At 69.5% G+C, this 16,120-nt stretch carries 18 protein-coding genes; 11 read left to right on the forward strand and 7 right to left on the reverse strand.

The genetic code is table 11. The features are described 5' to 3' along the window. Positions 1–5: 5 nt before the first annotated feature. From fliS to KZ829_RS04400, 3 genes are all read right to left on the reverse strand, one after another. Complete coding sequence (fliS, locus tag KZ829_RS04390; RefSeq protein ID WP_308285333.1) at positions 6–374, reverse strand: flagellar export chaperone FliS; 369 nt, start codon at positions 372–374, stop codon at positions 6–8. Positions 375–426: 52 nt separating this feature from the next. Next, positions 427–1,812, reverse strand: a complete 1,386-nt coding sequence (gene fliD, locus KZ829_RS04395) for a flagellar filament capping protein FliD (RefSeq protein ID WP_220142556.1) — start codon at positions 1,810–1,812, stop codon at positions 427–429. Positions 1,813–1,937: 125 nt separating this feature from the next. Next, positions 1,938–2,762, reverse strand: a complete 825-nt coding sequence (locus KZ829_RS04400; protein WP_220142557.1) for a flagellin N-terminal helical domain-containing protein — start codon at positions 2,760–2,762, stop codon at positions 1,938–1,940. A 245-nt stretch (positions 2,763–3,007) separates the two neighbouring features. Between KZ829_RS04400 and KZ829_RS04405 the strand changes: the two genes are divergently transcribed. The 7 genes from KZ829_RS04405 to KZ829_RS04435 all read left to right on the forward strand — a co-directional run bounded on the left by KZ829_RS04405 (position 3,008) and on the right by KZ829_RS04435 (position 8,307). After that, positions 3,008–3,493 carry a flagellar protein FlgN gene (locus KZ829_RS04405; RefSeq protein WP_220142558.1) on the forward strand — a complete coding sequence of 162 codons (486 nt, stop codon included), beginning with the start codon at positions 3,008–3,010 and terminating at the stop codon, positions 3,491–3,493. Further along, the gene (flgK, locus tag KZ829_RS04410) at positions 3,493–4,929 is read left to right on the forward strand and encodes a flagellar hook-associated protein FlgK (RefSeq protein ID WP_220142559.1); all 1,437 of its coding nucleotides are present in this window, start codon (positions 3,493–3,495) and stop codon (positions 4,927–4,929) included. The genes KZ829_RS04405 and flgK overlap by 1 nt, the downstream gene beginning before the upstream one ends. Before the next feature lie 13 nt (positions 4,930–4,942). Further along, entirely contained in the window at positions 4,943–5,845 is a 903-nt protein-coding gene (locus KZ829_RS04415; protein WP_220142560.1) for a flagellin N-terminal helical domain-containing protein, read from the forward strand. 41 nt (positions 5,846–5,886) lie between these two features. Further along, on the forward strand, positions 5,887–6,285 hold the full coding sequence (gene fliW, locus KZ829_RS04420) for a flagellar assembly protein FliW (protein WP_229794668.1): 399 nt from the start codon (positions 5,887–5,889) through the stop codon (positions 6,283–6,285). Positions 6,286–6,368: 83 nt separating this feature from the next. Continuing rightward, complete coding sequence (gene csrA, locus KZ829_RS43800; RefSeq protein WP_183222505.1) at positions 6,369–6,611, forward strand: carbon storage regulator CsrA; 243 nt, start codon at positions 6,369–6,371, stop codon at positions 6,609–6,611. Between the two features lie 162 nt (positions 6,612–6,773). Then, positions 6,774–7,523, forward strand: a complete 750-nt coding sequence (locus KZ829_RS04430; RefSeq protein ID WP_220142561.1) for a hydrolase — start codon at positions 6,774–6,776, stop codon at positions 7,521–7,523. A 94-nt stretch (positions 7,524–7,617) separates the two neighbouring features. Further along, positions 7,618–8,307: an SRPBCC family protein gene (locus KZ829_RS04435; RefSeq protein WP_220142877.1), complete on the forward strand. Its 690-nt coding sequence runs from the start codon at positions 7,618–7,620 to the stop codon at positions 8,305–8,307. A 66-nt stretch (positions 8,308–8,373) separates the two neighbouring features. Here the strand turns inward: KZ829_RS04435 and KZ829_RS04440 are convergent, their stop codons facing one another. Both KZ829_RS04440 and KZ829_RS04445 read right to left on the reverse strand, forming a co-directional pair. Further along, positions 8,374–10,146 (reverse strand): sensor histidine kinase, encoded by a 1,773-nt coding sequence (locus KZ829_RS04440; RefSeq protein ID WP_308285334.1) that lies wholly within the window; start codon positions 10,144–10,146, stop codon positions 8,374–8,376. A gap of 76 nt (positions 10,147–10,222) precedes the next feature. Then, the gene (locus KZ829_RS04445; protein ID WP_220142562.1) at positions 10,223–10,435 is read right to left on the reverse strand and encodes a DUF7455 domain-containing protein; all 213 of its coding nucleotides are present in this window, start codon (positions 10,433–10,435) and stop codon (positions 10,223–10,225) included. A gap of 252 nt (positions 10,436–10,687) precedes the next feature. On the opposite strand from KZ829_RS04445, the gene KZ829_RS04450 reads away from it, so the two are divergent. Together KZ829_RS04450 and KZ829_RS04455 are read left to right on the forward strand one after the other, a co-directional pair. Beyond that, a complete protein-coding gene (locus KZ829_RS04450; protein ID WP_220142563.1) occupies positions 10,688–11,932 on the forward strand; it encodes a S8 family peptidase in 1,245 nt (414 codons plus the stop codon). Positions 11,933–12,052: 120 nt separating this feature from the next. Beyond that, a complete protein-coding gene (locus tag KZ829_RS04455) occupies positions 12,053–12,448 on the forward strand; it encodes a response regulator (RefSeq protein ID WP_220142564.1) in 396 nt (131 codons plus the stop codon). On the opposite strand, the gene KZ829_RS04460 is transcribed toward KZ829_RS04455, so the two are convergent. Then, a complete protein-coding gene (locus tag KZ829_RS04460) occupies positions 12,445–13,197 on the reverse strand; it encodes a class I SAM-dependent methyltransferase (RefSeq protein WP_220142565.1) in 753 nt (250 codons plus the stop codon). The genes KZ829_RS04455 and KZ829_RS04460 overlap by 4 nt on opposite strands. Next, complete coding sequence (locus KZ829_RS04465) at positions 13,197–13,952, reverse strand: SDR family oxidoreductase (protein WP_220142566.1); 756 nt, start codon at positions 13,950–13,952, stop codon at positions 13,197–13,199. The genes KZ829_RS04460 and KZ829_RS04465 overlap by 1 nt, the downstream gene beginning before the upstream one ends. A gap of 139 nt (positions 13,953–14,091) precedes the next feature. On the opposite strand from KZ829_RS04465, the gene mshA reads away from it, so the two are divergent. Both mshA and KZ829_RS04475 read left to right on the forward strand, forming a co-directional pair. Then, entirely contained in the window at positions 14,092–15,405 is a 1,314-nt protein-coding gene (gene mshA, locus KZ829_RS04470; RefSeq protein ID WP_220142567.1) for a D-inositol-3-phosphate glycosyltransferase, read from the forward strand. After that, positions 15,399–15,881, forward strand: a complete 483-nt coding sequence (locus tag KZ829_RS04475; RefSeq protein ID WP_220142568.1) for a type III secretion system chaperone family protein — start codon at positions 15,399–15,401, stop codon at positions 15,879–15,881. Before mshA ends, KZ829_RS04475 begins: the two co-directional genes overlap by 7 nt. The last annotated feature ends 239 nt before the right edge of the window (positions 15,882–16,120 follow it).

Genomic DNA, 16,120 nt, shown 5'->3' on the forward strand with positions numbered 1-16,120 from the left:
GGTCGTCATGCCGGGGCCAGAGCGGCCTCGCGCCACGCGTCACGCAGCGGCTCCACCAGTTTCCGGCAACCGACCACCCGGTCGGCGTCCTGCTTGACGTTCGCGCCGATCAGCTCGGTGAGCAGGTAGCCGTAGAGGTTCGCCAGACCCGGCGCGCCGTCCCACGCGTCCATCTTGAGACTGGCGTGCAGCTCCAGGACGATCTCCTGCGCGTGGCCGATCCGGTTGTTCGCCGCCTCCCGGTCACCGCCGCGGAGGGCCTCCTCGCCGTGCATCAGGTCCAGCACGAGCCGGTCGTAGAGCATCATCAGCAGCTTCGCCGGCGAAGCCGTGTTGATCGAGTCCTGCAGGTAGCGGTCACGGAGGTTGGTCACGGTTATCGGTCCCCTAGGTCAGGTGTGGGCGGGAGTCGGTGTCGCGGATCCGTTACATCAGGCCCGCCAGCTGCCCGGACAGCCAGCTCGACTGGTTCTGGAGCTTGCCGAGCGCGACCTCCAGGCCTGAGTACTGCTTCTGCAGCGCCTCACGCTTGCTCACCAGCCGGACGTCCCAGCTGCTGATCTGGTCGTTCAGCGAGTCGATCTCGTTCTTGCGGCCGGTGACGGCATTCGTGATCACCGTGGACTGCTTGTCGGCGAGAGCCTCCACCTGGCCGGCGTACGCGCTGCTGACCTGCTGGATCTTCTGCGGGTCCTTGTTGTATTCGGCGGTGAACTTGGCCGCGTCGAAGGTCACCTTGCCGTCGCGGTCCAGCCCGACGCCGAACTGGCTGAGGCTGCCGAAGTCGACCGTCTCGGTGGTCTGGTCGGGCAGGGTCCGGTCGTAGGTCAGCCCCCGGCTCACCGTGCCCAGAATGGCCTGGCTCATCTCCCGCACGGTGGAGTCGCCGGTGAGCGGCGAGCCCTTCTTCGTCCCCACGTTGTACGCGGTCTGCGTCTTGACCTCGGTGAGCGCCGCGTTCATGGCGTCCACCATCGCCTGCATCTTCGCGGTGACGGCCCCGGCGTCCGAGGTGGCCGTGACGGTGACGCCGGCCTCCTTCTTGGTGGCCGTGATCGCCAGGCCCGGCATCAGCCCGCTGAACGTGTTCGTGTCGCTGCTGACCGCGTATTCCGCTGCGGTGCCCGGGTTCACCCTGAGGAGGGCGCTCTGCGAGGGCGTGTCCTCGGCGGTGAGGCCACCCGCACTGAGATCCACCTGGAATCCGTTGCCGGCGCCGGTCTTCGTGCCGGAGAACTGGAGCACGCCGTTGGCGCCGTCGGTGTTGACCACGGTCGCGCGGACATCGAGTCCGGCCGCGTTGACAGCGGCGGCGATGTTGGCGGCCGTGGGCTCCTGATCGGCGGGAATCGTGATCGTGGTGGCGGCGCCGGCGGCGGTGAACAGGTCGTTCGTACCGTCCGCGTCGCTGTCCGACCACGATCCGTTCGTGATCGTGAACGAGCGGGGATAGGTGTTCGCGGTGGTGTCGATGTTCTTGACGACGCTGACCTGTGCCCGGGCCACCTGATCCACGTCGAAGGTGAGGCTGCCGGACATGCCGGACATGCCACCGGTGGCCGCGGCGGTGACGCTCGTCGAGGTGGACTCGGTCTTGAGCGATCGCCAGGTGGCGAGCGACTGCATCGCGTCCGCGGCCGTCTTGATGGCCTTCAGCTTGGTGTTGACCGACTGGTAGGCGTTCTGCGCGCTCTGCGCGGTCTGCGCCTTCGCTTTGAGCTTGTCCTGCGGGGCGGCCTCGACCTGCATCAACTGCGAGATCATCGAGGACGTGCTGAGCCCGCTGACGAGACCGTCGATGGAACTGACCACGGGAACCTGCCTTCAGGGGTCTAGCCGGGTGAATGCGGATGGGGGTGGCCGTTGCCGGTCCACCCCCATCTTCGGTATCGCGCCTTGCTAATTCAGTTGTTGTCGGTTGCCGTCCGGTTAGAACGTCAGCGGAGCAGCGACAGCACACCCTGCGAGGACTGGTTGGCCTGCGAGAGCATGGCCGTGCCGGCCTGGGTCAGGATCTGGCTACGGGTGAACGAGACCATCTCGGTGGCCATGTCGGCGTCCCGGATCCGGGACTCCGACGCGGACAGGTTCTCGACGGTCGTGTTGAGGTTGTTGATGGTGTGCTCGAAGCGGTTCTGGGACGCACCGAGCGAGGCCCGCTGGTCGGTGACCGTCTTGAGGGCAGCGTCCAGCGCATCGATGGCGGCCGTCGCGCCGGCGCTGCTGCTCAGGTCGAGAGAGTCGATGGCGAGAGTGGTCGCGTCCATGGCACCGATCGAGATGCTGAGGACATCCTCCGCACCCGTGTTCGCGCCGACCTGGAAGTCCTTGGCGGTGAAGGAACCGTCGAGCAGCTTCGACTTGCCGAACGAGGTGGTGTCGCTGACCCGGGTGATCTCGAGGGCGAGCTCGTCGACCTCCTTCTGTGACGCCGCCTTGGCATCGGTGTCCAGGGCGGCACTGTTCGCCTGCACGGCCAGGTCACGCATGCGCTGCACCATGCTGGTGACCTCGCTCAGGGCGCCCTCAGCGGTCTGCACGACGCTGATCGCGTCCTGGGCGTTGCGGGTGGCGACCTTGAGGCCACCGACCTGGGAGCGCAGACCCTCGGAGATCGAGAGGCCGGCCGCGTCGTCCGCCGCGCGGTTGATGCGGAAACCGCTGGACAGCTTCTCCAGCTGCTTCGACATCTGGTTGTCGCTGACGGAGAGGTTGCGGTAGGCGTTCTGCGCCGCGATGTTCTGGTTGATGCGAAGACCCATGAGAAATTCCTCCTTGAGTGGGGTCTTGAACCGGCCCGTCCGTGGACCGTGGTGTTGTGCCCTACCCATCGGCGGGCCGGCGGGAGGCCATGAGGATTATCGGAAAATTCTTCGGGCCTATCGGGCGAAACGGAGAAGTACCGATCGGCGGCGAAACTGCTCAGTGTCACGGCGGATGTGCCGATCTGCCCGGATGAACGGTCCGCCCGGAGGGTGGCCCGACCATCGACACGACGGAGGACCACGTGAGCCTGACCGATCTGGCCAGTGTCCTGTGGCGCTCACGTGAGCTGCTGGAGATGCTGCTCTTCAAGCTGGAGGAGGAGCAGTTGCTGCTCGCCGCCAACCGTTCACGCTGGCTCAGCCACGCCACCCGCGAGGTGGAGCTGGTGCTCGATCAGATCCGGCAGACCGAGGTCATCCGGGCGACGTACGCGCAGGCGGTGGCCGCCGAGATGGGTCTGGACCCGGAGGCCTCCCTCGGCGAGCTTGCGGATGCGGCCCCCGACCCCTGGTCCGACCTCCTGCACCAGCACCGCAAGGCGTTCCTGCTGCTGACCTCGGAGATCCGGACGCTGGCCGACGTCAACCGGGACCTGCTCACGGCCGGGCAGCGCGCGGCCCGCGAAACCATGCTCGCGTTCGCCGAGACCGTGGAAACGTATGGACCACAGGGACAGACAGTCACCGGCGGCGTGCGCCGCCCCACCCTGGTAGATGAGGCGATCTGATGGGCAGCACCTTCGGCGGCATCAACACCGCGCTCACGTCGCTCTACGCGCAGCGTCGCGGCCTGGACGTGACCGGCCAGAACATCGCGAACGCGAATACCGAGGGATACAGCCGGCAGCGGGTGACGATGCGCTCGCTGAACTCCAACACGGTGCCCGGCATGTACTCCATGTCGGCGGAGGCCGGCGCCGGTGTCGCGGTCTCGTCGGTCGATCGGCTGCGCAGCGCGGGGCTGGACCAGCGCAGCTACATCGAACACGGGACCTCGGCCTATCACACCGAGCGGGCCGGATCGTACGGGCTCATCGAGGAGGTCTTCGCCGAGCCGAGCGACACCGCACTCCAGGCTCGCCTCCAGGACCTGTGGGACGGCTGGAACGCCGTCGCGATGAACCCCACCCAGAGCGCGCCCAAGGCGGCACTGCTCGAACAGGCCACGACCGCGGCGGCGTCGCTCAACGACGCGGCCACCTCGCTGAACAACCAGTACACGACCAACCGGACCGGGCTGGACATCCGTACCGCTGAGGTGAACAAGACCGCCGCGGAGATCGCGAAGCTGAACAAGGAGATCGTGGTGGCCACCGGGGCCGGCCTCCAGCCGAACGAACTGGCCGACCAGCGGGGGCAGCTGATGCTGAAACTGTCCGACATGATCGGTGCGACGGCGCAGACCCTGCCGAACGGCTCGATGAACGTCTACGTCGGTAACGCCGCTCTGGTCAGCGAGTTCACCTCCCAGACGATCGAGGTCGCGCCCGGTAGCGCGACGCGGCTCGAGGATCTCGCCACCACCGGGGTCAACCTGCGATGGGCGGACACCGGACTTCCGGTGAACGCCGGCGGGACCATGGGCGCCCAGATGGAGTTGCTCGGCAAGGGCGGCACGCTGGACGAGATCGCCGGGCGGCTGGACAAGGTGGCCGCCGCCCTGGCGAAGACCGTCAACGACCTGCACAGCACCGGGTACAGCATCGACGGCACGACCGGGCAGAACCTCTTCATCGCGGGCGGCGGTGTCCCGGCCGGCACCCCGATCACCGCGGCCAACATCGCGGTCGGCATCACCGACACGAGGAAGCTGGCGGTCTCCGGGGGGGATCCCACCGGGACACCGCCGGTGCTCGACGGATCGATCGCGGACAGCCTCTCCGACCTGGGCGCCTCGACGAGCGGAGCCGACGCCGAATATCAGTCGATGATCGGCGACCTCGGTGTGGTCGCCCAGTCCTCGATGCGGCGGCGGGACATCCAGGTCTCGGTGACCGAGCAGGTGGACGCGGCACGCGACGCGGAGTCCGGGGTCAACCTCGACGAGGAGATGACCAACCTGCTGACCTACCAGCGGGGGTACGAGGCGGCCTCACGCGTCCTCACCACGATCGACTCGATGCTCGACCAATTGATCAACCGTACCGGCCTCGTCGGTAGGTAAGGGGAGCCATTTCATGAGCATGAGCCCGCGTGTCACCGAGAACAGCGTCCGTACCCGGGTGATGGGGAACCTGCAGCGCAGCCTCGGCCGGACCCACACGACCATGGAGCAGATCTCCAGCGGCAAGCAGTTGCACCGGCCCTCCGACTCCCCGACCGGGGCGGTCACGGCCCTCCAGTTGCGCGGCGAGGTACGTGCGAACCAGAAGTACTCGCTCAACGCGGACGACGCCTTCGGCCGCCTCGGCATGCTGCAGGACAACCTGCAGTCGATGACCGGCCTGATGTCCAGGGTCCGCGAGCTCGCTCTCGAAGGGGCCAGCACGGGCGCCACCTCACCCGAGGCGAACGCGGCCAGGGCTGCCGAGATCGACCAGATCAAGGGCACGCTGCTCCAACAGGCGAACAGCAAGTATCTGGACCGGCCGGTCTTCGGCGGCGCCACCGTGGGCGTCGAGGCCTATGACACGTCCGGCGCCTACGTCGGCGAGTCGACGGTTCAGACGCTCCGGGCGGTCGGCCCGAACGCCAAGGTCCGGGTGGATCTGGGGGGTCCTGAGGTCTTCGGGGCCGAGGGTTCCCCGACCCAGCTCTTCAAGGTCCTGGACGACCTCTCGACGGCGATCCGAGCGAGTGACCACACCGCCATCAACGCCGGCATGAAGAATCTCGATCAAGCGTCTGACCTCGTGAAATCCACCCTTTCGGAGGTAGGCGCTCGATACAATCGGGTTACCCAGATGAAGCAGTCCGCCGAGGATCGCTTGATGTCCGTGTCGTCGCAGCTGTCCGGTATCGAGGACATCGACCTGCCGAAGGCGATCATGGATTTGCAGCTTCAGCAGAACTCCTATCAGGCCGCTTTGGCCGCCACGGCCAAGGTGGTCCAGCCCTCGCTCATCGATTTCCTGAGGTGACCATGACTACCCGTACCACATCCCGTCCGATTGAGGCCACGATGACCGACCCGTCGCTGGGGCTGCCGACCATCATGATGGCGGCGTCCATGCCCGGCTTCCCGGCGCACCGGGAATTCGTCCTGGTGCGGATCAACGACGACGGCCTGCTCTACGCGCTGACGTCCATCGAGGACCCCGAGCTCCGGTTCCTCGTGGCTCCGCCCGAGCCGTTCTTCCCGGACTACGCCCCGGAGATCGACAACTCGGTGTTCTCCGCGCTGAACTGCAAGGACCCGGATCGGCTGCTGCTGCTCACCGTCATCACCGCGGGGGAGAACGAGACCACGGCGAACCTGCTCGCCCCCATCGTGCTGGACCGGGACAGCATGCGAGCGATGCAGGTCGTCCTCACCGGCTCGAACTACCCGGTTCGGGCGATCATGAACAAGAAATACTAGACCTCGAAGTGTGGGCGCGGTCGCGTTTCGTCGCGGCCGCGCCTTTGCCATGCTGTCCGTTCCATGGATGGAGGAGGGCACCGATGCTTGTGCTGACCCGGCGGGCCGGGGAGAGCGTCATGATCGGCGACGACGTCGTCGTCACGGTTCTCGAAGCCCGCGGTGACGTCATCCGGCTGGGCATCCAGGCACCCCGCGACGTGCAGGTGCACCGCGAGGAGGTCTACCGCGAACTGCAGGAAGCCAACCAGGCGGCCGCCTCGCCCACCGACGGCGCCGTCAAGGCGCTCGCCAAGATATTCGAGAAGCCGGAATCGGCCGGATGAGGAACACCCGGGAACGCCCGCCGCGATCACGCGGCGGGCGTTTCCCGCATCACCGGCTCGGCCGCTCCTGACCTGCACCGGTCCGCTGACCCCGGGGACAACGCCGGACCCGCACTCTCATCTGGTCGGGAGAATCCCGTTCGTCGAGCCGGGAGGCGAGTGGTGGGCGCAGAGCGCGAGTCAGTCATCGAAGGCGGTGTGGTCGGTACGGCCCGCGCGCTGAATCTGGCGGTGGACGCGCACGTGCACACCGGATTCGCGGCCGGCCGGGACGCGGTGGGTGTGGTGGTGTCGGCCGCCGATCAGGCCGGCCTGACCGCGATCACCTTCGCCGATCAGGCCGGGCCGGACACCACCTGGCTCCCGGCGTACGCGGCCGCGGTCCGGCGGGCCCGGCACCGTACCGAGATGACCCTGCGGGTCGCGGTCGAGGTCGAGGTGGTCAGCGCGGACGGGTGGCTGGCCCTGCCGGCCGACCTCGCCCCGCTGGACGCCCTGTCGGTGGCGGTCTCCGCTCTCCCGATCGGCGACGACGTGCTCGGTCCGCGCGAGGTCCGCGCCCGGCTGGACGGCGGCCTGATGGTCCCCGGTCAGGTGGCGGAGCTGCTGGTGGCGGCGGCCGTGAAGGGCATGGAGCGGGCCTCCCGGTACGTGCCCACCCAGCTGGCCCGCCCGCTCGCACTGCTCGGGCAGGTCGGCCTCGACGACTCCGTGGTCACGCCGGCGCTGGTCGCCGAGCTGGCGACGGCCTGCCGGGCCGCCGGCGCCGTGGTGGAGGTCAGCGAGGCATGGCGCAGCCCGTCCCCGCGGGTGGTGCAGATGCTGCTGGACGCCGCCGTGATGGTGATGCCGGCCAGCGACGCCCGGTACGCCGCCGAGGTGGGTCACTGGCAATACCTGCGCCGCGTGTGAGCGCGACGAGGAACCGCCAAATCGAACACGTTTCGCAGTAGTCTCCGTACTCTCTGTGATGCCAGCACTTCAGCATGGGAGAGTTGCGATGAGCATGGTTCAGCAGGCTATCGAGGTGAGCGCACCGCTTCACACGGTGTACGAGCAGCTCGCGGCGTTCGAGAACTACCCCCGTTTCATGACCGGCGTGCGACAGGTGACCGCGGTCGGGTCCGACCAGACCCACTGGATCATGGATGTCGACGGGAAGCGCCGCGAGTTCGACGCCCAGATCATCGAGCGGTCGCCGGACGAGCGGGTCTCCTGGTCCACCATGGAGGGCCCACTGCTCGCCGAGACCATCACGCTGCGCCCGATGGGGGAGACCAAGACGCAGATCGTCGCCCAGTTGGAGGCTGACATCGCCTTCCTCATGCCCAGTGACCGGCACGGGCAGGAGTCGCTGAACCGGCGGCTCAAGGACGACCTCACCACCTTCAAGGGCCTGGTGGAGAGCGGTGTGCTCGGCGGTAGCCCGATCCCGCCGAGCGGCGCCGGCTCCAAGCGGATGGCCACCCACTCGCACACCCTGCTGCCCGGCGTCGCCGCCGATCCGGCCTCACCGGCCTCGGTCGCCGCCCGCATCCGCAACCGCAACGCCGCCGCGAAAGCGGCCATGGCCGACGCCGCCAGCGCCGGGGCGGAGAACTCGGGGGGCGTCGCCGGATCCGCCCGGATGGGCGGCCGCACCGGTCAGAGCGACATGTGGGGCACCGGCATGATCAATGAAGAGGAACGCGGTTAGGGATTCCCGGCCTGAGCGGCCCGGAGACGCCGAGCGTCTCCGGGCCTTCCCTTTTCCGGGGTACGCCTAGAGCGCCGGCGCCGCTTCCAGGGTGACCAGCAGACGGGCGCCACGTGGCTCGGCGTGCTCGTAGCGGACCGACCCGCCGTTCGCCTCGACCAGGTGCCGGACGATGAAGAGACCGAGTCCCGCGCCGCGGATGAACCGGCCGAACAGGCTGGGCAGCACGTCCTCCGGGATGCCGGTGCCGCTGTCCTGCACGCTCAGGAGCAGGGTCCCGCCCGGCTCCCGTTCGGCCCGGATGCGGACCGGCGGCGCCCCGTGCGTGAGCGCGTTCTTCAGCAGGTTCTCCACGATGACGATGAGGTGCCCGCGGTCGGCCAGCGCGGCCAGGTCCTCGTCGATGGTGATCTCCACATCGCCGGAGCCGGACGTCGCCGCGCTGACCGTCTCGACCACCTCGAGCAGCGGCACCGGCACCCGGCGGGCGGTGACCGTGCCGGTGTCCAGCCGGAACAGCAGCTGTAGGTCGTTCATCATCTTGATCAGCCGCCGGGTGTTCTTGTCGATCTTGGTGGCCAGTTCCAGCCGGATGTCCTCCGGTAGATCGGCCCAGTCGGCGCAGAGCAGTTCGGCGAGGCTCGCGATGGAGCTGATCGGCTGCGCCACGTCATGCGTCAGCATGGAGGTGAGGTCGTTCTTGAAGGCGAGGGCGGAGGCGAGTTCGGCATTGCCGCGCTCCAGTTCGGCGGCGTGCTGGGTGAGTTCCTCCTCGGCCTGCTTGCGCTCCGCGATGTCGACGTAGGTGGCGACGTAGCCGCGGGTCGCGCCGGCCGCGTCCGGGATGGCCGCCATGGTGGCGAGCACCGGCACGTCGGTGCCGTCGGCGCGGGGCAGCAGCCAGTCGCCGCCGGTGCCGGGCGGGGGCAGCGGCGGCGATTCCGGCAGGGTGTCGTCGTGCCCGGTGAGTTCCCGCCAGCGCCGGTTCACGTCGATCACCCGGTAGTTGGCGTCCATCACCATGACCGCCTCGTTCATCGACTGCAACAGCGTCTGCGCGAAGTCCTGCCGTTCGCGCAGATCGTCGACCATGTGCCGGTGGCTCCGGCCGGCGCCGAGGGTGCGCACCAGGTAGGCGAGCAGGGCCAGCAGGGCGAGCGCCGCGAGGATCACGGCGATGCTCACCGCCGCGGCGACGAGGCCGATCCCGAGGTTCGCGACCATCACGGTGACCAGGACGGCGGCGATCGGCGTGGCGATCAGGGCGGGGGCGTGGTCGCGTACGCCGGCGCGCGTCCCGGAGTCCGGGGGGCGGTGTTCCGGTGCGGTCTCGGGGCGAGCCAGGATGGCGCCGACGACCAGCATGAGCAGGGCGACGGCCAGGTGGGTGGCCATGACTCCGGGCGGGCCGGCCGGCTCGACCAGCCGGGGGACCAGGGCGACCAGCGTGATGATCGCGGCGCCCAGCAGGAGCGGGTCGGCGACCCGGAACGCGATCCCACCGGTAGGCCGGGGCACGCGCAGATCGAGGCAGGCGATCGCCAGCCCGGTGAGGGTGGTGGCGACGCCCTCGGCCGGGTGCCCGCCCAGGGAGGCGACGCCCACGCCGGTCGCGATCAGGGCGAACGACACCGCCGCGGCCACGCGGAAACGGCCCGTCCCCGGATCGGGAACGGGCATCACCTGGAGCAGGAGGGCGATTCCGGCCGGAATCAGGGCGGCCGCCGGAGTGCCGATGAGGCCCTCCGGCGGAACGCCCGCATCGAATGTGTGCAGTGCACCGATGACGGCGACCACCACTCCGGCGCATGCGGCTGTCAGATGGGAAAGCCTGCCCACGCCGTGCGCCGCGATATGCACAAATACCCACAATACGTGAGGGAAAGAGCATAACGCGGACTACCCCCGGGAGTGGTTACCTACCGGCCCACTCGAAGCCCTCCTCCAGGCGGATCTTGCTCGCCACACGAGTGATGTCGGCCTTGTGCCGGTTGGCGTGGTGGCCACAGAACGCCAGATCCCCACCACTGGCCAGGACGACCTCCAGCTTGGCGGCCGAACCGCAACGATCGCAGCGCTCGGTCAGCTCGCCGACGGTGTCGATCGCGGGCGACAGCAGAGTGTTCATATCGCTCTCCTTGCTTCGGTGGCGGTGCAGCGGTCCCGACAGCGAGAAGTTCGGCCTGCCGCACGGTCGGCTTAGTGGTTCGCGGTGTGACACGTCCGATCGGACGTCTCCGATCCGTACAACCGGGACGCAACCCGGAGGAACCCGGGGGCGCACTCTCCCCTCCCCACCATTTCCCTCAGCTTCTTTCGGCATTCCCCCGGGCCGGAACTTCATCGACCTGTGATGACGACCGAGAGGGACACACACCTTATGTTCGGTAACGACGCCCGCCTGGCCATCCGACTGACCGTTGCCGCGAGCGCCGCCACCGCAGTCGTCTGGGGCCTGACCGGACCGGCCGCCGCCGCTCCGGCCGCGCCCGCGATGGGCACCATCTCCGGGGCCGGCGTGGAGGGCGCCATCCCGGGCAGCTTCATCGTCGTCATGAAGGCCGGCGCCGAGGCGGCCGGCCGGGCCGCCGCCGCGCACGACCTGACCCAGCGGTACGGCGGCCGGGTCGAGGGTGACTACCTCGCCTCGGTCCGCGGCTTCCACCTGCGGGCCACCGCGGATGAGGCGCGCCGTCTGGCCGCCGACCCGTCCGTCGAGTTCGTCGAACAGGACGCCGAGATCAGCACCGCTGGCCGTACCGCGGCCGCGCGCACCCAGACCGGCAAGGCGACGGCCTGGGGCCTCGACCGGCTCGACCAGCGGAAGCTGCCGCTGTCGAAGAGCTACACCTACAAGCCGGCCGCGAACGTCACCGCCTACGTGATCGACACCGGCGTCCGCGTCGGGCACAAGGAGTTCGGCGGCCGGGCGAGCTACGGCTGGGACTTCGTCAACGACGACAAGATCGCCGACGACTGCAACGGCCACGGCACGCACGTCGCCGGCACGGTCGGCGGCACCACGTACGGCGTCGCGAAGGACGTCAAGCTGGTCGCGCTCAAGGTGCTCAGCTGCGACGGCTCCGGCTCGTACGCCGACTTCATCGCGGCCGTCGACTGGGTGACCGAGAACGCGAAGCTCCCGGCCGTGGCCAACATGAGCCTCGGCGGCCCGCTGAGCAAGGCGCTGGACACGGCGGTCAAGCGCTCCATCGACCGCGGGGTGACCTACGCGATCGCCGGTGGCAACGACGGCAAGAACGCCTGCAAGGCCTCGCCGGCCGCCACCCCGGAGGCGATCACGGTCGGCGCCGTGGACAGCCGTGACGCCCGCGCCTCGTTCTCCAACTTCGGCACCTGCCTGGACCTCTTCGCGCCGGGCGTGAACATCAAGTCGGCCGGCAAGGCGTCCAACACCGCCGCCGCGACGATGAGCGGCACCTCGATGGCGGCGCCGCACGTGGCCGGCGCGGCCGCACTGGTGCTCGGCGCCCACCCGGACTGGACGCCCCGCCAGGTGCGCGACGACCTGGTCGCCCACGCCGGATCCGGCCTGGTCCGCAATCCGGGCAAGGGTTCGCCGAACCGCCTGCTCTACACCGGTCACCTGAACACGGCCCGCTGACCGGCGGTGCCCCGAACGCCGCGCGACGCCCTTCCGGTGCGTCGCGCGGCGTTCGTTTTCCCAGACACCGGGGCCCGGGGCGATTAGCGTGGGGAACGACCCCAGCCCGAGGAGGATCCGATGCCCGAGGCGCCGGTCGCCGAGCAGCCGACAGTGCTGGTCGTCGACGACGAGGAGGATCTGCGCGACATCATGCAGCGCATGCTGGAACGGCGTGGCTCCTACGCGACACTGGCGGCCGGCGATCCGGACGAGGCCATCGCGATCTGCCGGGAACACCCCAGTGAGATCGACGTGCTGATCACCGACCTCACCCTGCCCGGCGTGTCCGGCGGCGAGCTGGCCAAGACCATCCGTGACATGCGCCCCGGCATCGGCGTGGTGTTCGTCTCCGGGCTGCCCAAGGACATCGCGGTCGGCAAGGGCGAGATCGACGAGGGCGACGTGCTGGTGAAGAAGCCCTTCACCGCCGACCCCCTGCTCGAAGCCGTCCGCGAGGCGCTGCGGAAGGACTAGGGCCAGGGAAGCGTCAGCTCGCCGAGCCGCCAGCGGGCCGGGCCGTCGAGCACCGGCCAGCCCTCGGCCCGCATCCGTCGGACCGTCGCCAGCCAGCGCTGCCGCGGCCCGAACGGGGTGGCCTCGGTCTCCCAGGCCCGGCTCAGCGCGCGCAGCAGCTCGTGCACCGGGTGACCGGGAACGTTGTGGTGGATCAGGGCCTTCGGCAGCCGCTCCGCGAAGACCGCCGGGTGCTCCAGCACCGGCAGCCGGGCCGAGAGGGTCAGCGTCCGCGGTACGCCCTCCTCGACGACCGTCCAGGTGGCGATCCGGCCCAGCTCGTCGCAGGTGCCCTCGACCAGCAGCGCGCCGGTGGCGGTCATCGTCCGCCAGGCGGCCGCCACCTCGTCCTCGGAGTACTGGCGCAGCACGTTGAACGCGCGCACCACCACCGGCGCGAGCCCGGCCAGCTCGAACCCGCCGCGCCGGAAGGCGAGCCACGGCGGGTCCGCGAACGGCTGCGCGTCGCTCACCCGTACCGGATCGATCTCCAGACCGACCACCGTGACGTCCGCACGGACCGCGACCGCCAGCCGGCCCCGCAACTCCACCGCGGTCACCGGCGACGCGCCGTAGCCCAGGTCGACGACGAGCGGCTTCGCCGCGTCTTTCAAGAGCCCACCACAGCGGTACGCGATGAAGTTGTCGACGCGTCGCAACCGGTTGGGATTGGTGGTCCCCCGGGTGATCGCGCCGACCGGTTTGAGCACTACCGCTCCCGGTGCACCTTGTGCTGGGCGGCCTGGGCGACCGGCCGGACCACGAGGAGGTCGACGTTGACGTGCTGCGGGCGGGTGGCGGCCCAGGCGATGCAGTCGGCGATGTCGTCGGCGACCAGCGGCTCCCGCACCCCGTCGTAGACCGAGTCGGCGCGGTCCTGGTCGCCGCCGAAGCGGTTGAGCGCGAACTCGTCGGTGCGCACCATGCCGGGGTCGACCTCGATCACCCGGACCGGCTTCCCGCACAGTTCCAGCCGCAGTGTGCCGACCAGGGCGGTCTCGGCGTGCTTGGCCGCGACGTAACCACCACCGCCCTCGTAGGGGGTGAAGGCCGCGGTGGAGCCGACCGTCACGATCGTGCCGCGGCCGCTCGCCTCGAGCGCCGGGAGCAGCGCCTTGGTGACCCGCAGCGTGCCGAGGACGTTCACGTCGTACATCCACTGCCAGTCGTCGACGGACCCGGTGGCGACCGGATCCACGCCGCGGGCCCCGCCCGCGTTGTTCACCAGCAGGGTGACCGGGGCGCCGAGCGCGGCCACCGCCGCGGCCAGCGCGGCCACCGAGTCGTCCGAGGTGACGTCGCACTCGACGGCGGTGGCGTTCGGGCCGATCTCCTTGACCAGTGCGTCCAGCCGGTCCGCGCGGCGCGCCGCCACGACGACGTGAAAACCCTCACCGGCCAGCCGGCGGGCGGTCGCCGCGCCGATCCCGCTCGAAGCCCCCGTGACCACTGCGATGTTCTGCATGTCCTGATTCTTGTCCATGACCCGGATCGGGCCGCGCGCTCAATGACCTGGATCACCCCGCGCCGTCTGCATGCTGGTTCGTGGAGCGGCGATGGGGAAGATGAACGTCGGCGCGACAAGTTTTGCGTATTCGTAACGGATGGGAGTCAGCGTGGCCCAGCCTCGAGGCGTCGGCGGATGGCCCGCCCTCCGCAGGATCGCCACCCTCTCCGTGCACACCTCACCCCTGGAGCAACCGGGCACCGGGGACGCGGGCGGCATGAACGTCTACATCGTCGAGATCGCGAAGCGGCTCGCCGAGCGGGGCGTCGAGGTGGAGATCTTCACCCGGGCCACCGCCAGGGACCTGCCACCGGTCGTCGAGATGTCGCCCGGCGTGCACGTGCGCCACATCACCGCAGGCCCGTTCGAGGGGCTGTCGAAGGAGGAGCTGCCCTCCCAGCTCTGCGCCTTCACGCACGGCGTGCTGCGGGCCGAGGCGGCGCACCCGCCCGGCCACTACGACCTGGTCCACTCCCACTACTGGCTCTCCGGGCAGGTCGGCTGGCTGGCCAGGGAGCGCTGGGGAGTGCCGCACGTGCACACCGCGCACACCCTCGCCAAGGTCAAGAACAGGTTCATCGCGGCCGGTGACCGGCCCGAGCCGAAGGCCCGGGTGATCGGCGAGGAACAGGTCATCGCCGAATCGGACCGGCTGGTGGCGAACACCGACTTCGAGTCCCGGGACCTGATCACCCACTACGACGCCGATCCGTCCCGGGTGAGCGTGGTGCAGCCCGGCGTCGACCTGCGGCGGTTCCGCCCCGGTACGAGGGACCGCGCCCGGTTCGGCCTCCCGGAGGACGGCCGGATCGTCGCCTTCGTCGGCCGGATCCAGCCGCTCAAGGCGCCCGACGTGCTGATCGCCGCGCTCGCCGAGATGCGCGCCGCCGGTTCCCAGGACGTGACCCTGGTGATCTGCGGCGGCCCCAGCGGCAGCGGCCTGGACCGGCCCACCGCCCTGATCGAGCTGGCCGCCTCCCTCGGCGTCGCCGACTCGGTGGTGTTCCTGCCCCCGCAGACCGGCACCGACCTGGCTGCCCTCTACCGGGCCGCCGACCTGGTCGCGGTGCCCTCCTACAACGAGTCGTTCGGACTGGTCGCCCTGGAGGCCCAGGCGTGCGGCACCCCGGTGGTCGCGGCCGCGGTCGGCGGCCTGGTCACCGCGGTCCGGGACGGGATCAGCGGGGTGCTGGTCGACGGGCACGATCCGGCGGACTGGGCCAAGGTCCTGGACCGGCTGCTCGACGCCCCTGGCTTCCGGCGCCGGCTGGCCGCCGGCGCGGTCGCGCACGCGGCCCAGTTCTCCTGGGATCGCACCGCCGAGACGCTGCTGCGGGTCTACCGTGACGCGGTGAGCGAGCATCGGGCGCTGATCAGAGCGCGACTCGAGGGGGCGTCCTGCGCATGGTGACCGAGTTGATCGAGCGGGTCCTGACCGACCGCGAGCTGGACTGGGAGTCGACCGGGGCGGGATCGTACGTGGTCGGCCTGCCCGGCACCCACAAGCTCAAGACCGCCTGCAACCTGATCGTCGGCGAGCACTCGCTGCGGATCGAGGCGTTCGTGATGCGCCGCCCCGACGAGTGCCACGAGGAGCTCTGGGCCTGGCTGCTGCGCCGCAACGCCCGGATGTACGGCGTCGCCTTCTCCATCGACGCGGCCGGCGACGTCTACCTGACCGGCCGGGTCTCGCTCAAGGGCCTCGACGAGGACGAGCTGGACCGTCTGCTCGGCTCGGTGCTGACCTATGCCGACGAGTCCTTCGACACGATGCTGGAGATCGGCTTCAGCTCGTCGATTCGTCGCGAATGGGACTGGCGGGTCAAACGTGGCGAATCGACGGCCAACCTGAGCGCGTTCAAGCACCTGGTGGAACGGGCCGACTGACCTTTCCGATCTACCGCAGTCCAATGTGGTTGCTCCCGTGGGAATCGCGATCGATTCGCGGGGTATAGCTCGTGAATTCTTCCGGCGCGCGAACCCATACGAGTGATTGGCGGATCATCCGATCGGCTGGTTGTTGGTGAATGTGACGGTTGGAACAGAGGTCGACACGAAATCGGGTTGTCGAGCTTGACTGCCCCAACTAGCGTGGTCGATGGACGCCGAGCCGTCAGTTCGGGGAA

The sequence above is a fragment of the Actinoplanes hulinensis genome (genome assembly GCF_019429605.1).
GTDB classification, from domain to species: Bacteria; Actinomycetota; Actinomycetes; order Mycobacteriales; family Micromonosporaceae; genus Actinoplanes; species Actinoplanes campanulatus.

Excerpts from the sequence above, each read along its gene's own strand:
- KZ829_RS04450 (WP_220142563.1), top strand. The coding sequence starts at position 10,688 with ATGTTCGGTAACGACGCCCGCCTGGCCATCCGACTGACCGTTGCCGCG.
- KZ829_RS04455 (WP_220142564.1), top strand. The coding sequence starts at position 12,053 with ATGCCCGAGGCGCCGGTCGCCGAGCAGCCGACAGTGCTGGTCGTCGAC.
- fliW (WP_229794668.1), top strand. The coding sequence starts at position 5,887 with ATGACCGACCCGTCGCTGGGGCTGCCGACCATCATGATGGCGGCGTCC.
- KZ829_RS04475 (WP_220142568.1), top strand. The coding sequence starts at position 15,399 with ATGGTGACCGAGTTGATCGAGCGGGTCCTGACCGACCGCGAGCTGGAC.
- KZ829_RS04435 (WP_220142877.1), top strand. The coding sequence starts at position 7,618 with ATGGTTCAGCAGGCTATCGAGGTGAGCGCACCGCTTCACACGGTGTAC.
- mshA (WP_220142567.1), top strand. The coding sequence starts at position 14,092 with ATGGGAGTCAGCGTGGCCCAGCCTCGAGGCGTCGGCGGATGGCCCGCC.
- csrA (WP_183222505.1), top strand. The coding sequence starts at position 6,369 with ATGCTTGTGCTGACCCGGCGGGCCGGGGAGAGCGTCATGATCGGCGAC.
- KZ829_RS04445 (WP_220142562.1), bottom strand. The coding sequence starts at position 10,435 with ATGAACACTCTGCTGTCGCCCGCGATCGACACCGTCGGCGAGCTGACC.
- flgK (WP_220142559.1), top strand. The coding sequence starts at position 3,493 with ATGGGCAGCACCTTCGGCGGCATCAACACCGCGCTCACGTCGCTCTAC.
- KZ829_RS04415 (WP_220142560.1), top strand. The coding sequence starts at position 4,943 with ATGAGCATGAGCCCGCGTGTCACCGAGAACAGCGTCCGTACCCGGGTG.
- KZ829_RS04400 (WP_220142557.1), bottom strand. The coding sequence starts at position 2,762 with ATGGGTCTTCGCATCAACCAGAACATCGCGGCGCAGAACGCCTACCGC.
- KZ829_RS04465 (WP_220142566.1), bottom strand. The coding sequence starts at position 13,952 with ATGCAGAACATCGCAGTGGTCACGGGGGCTTCGAGCGGGATCGGCGCG.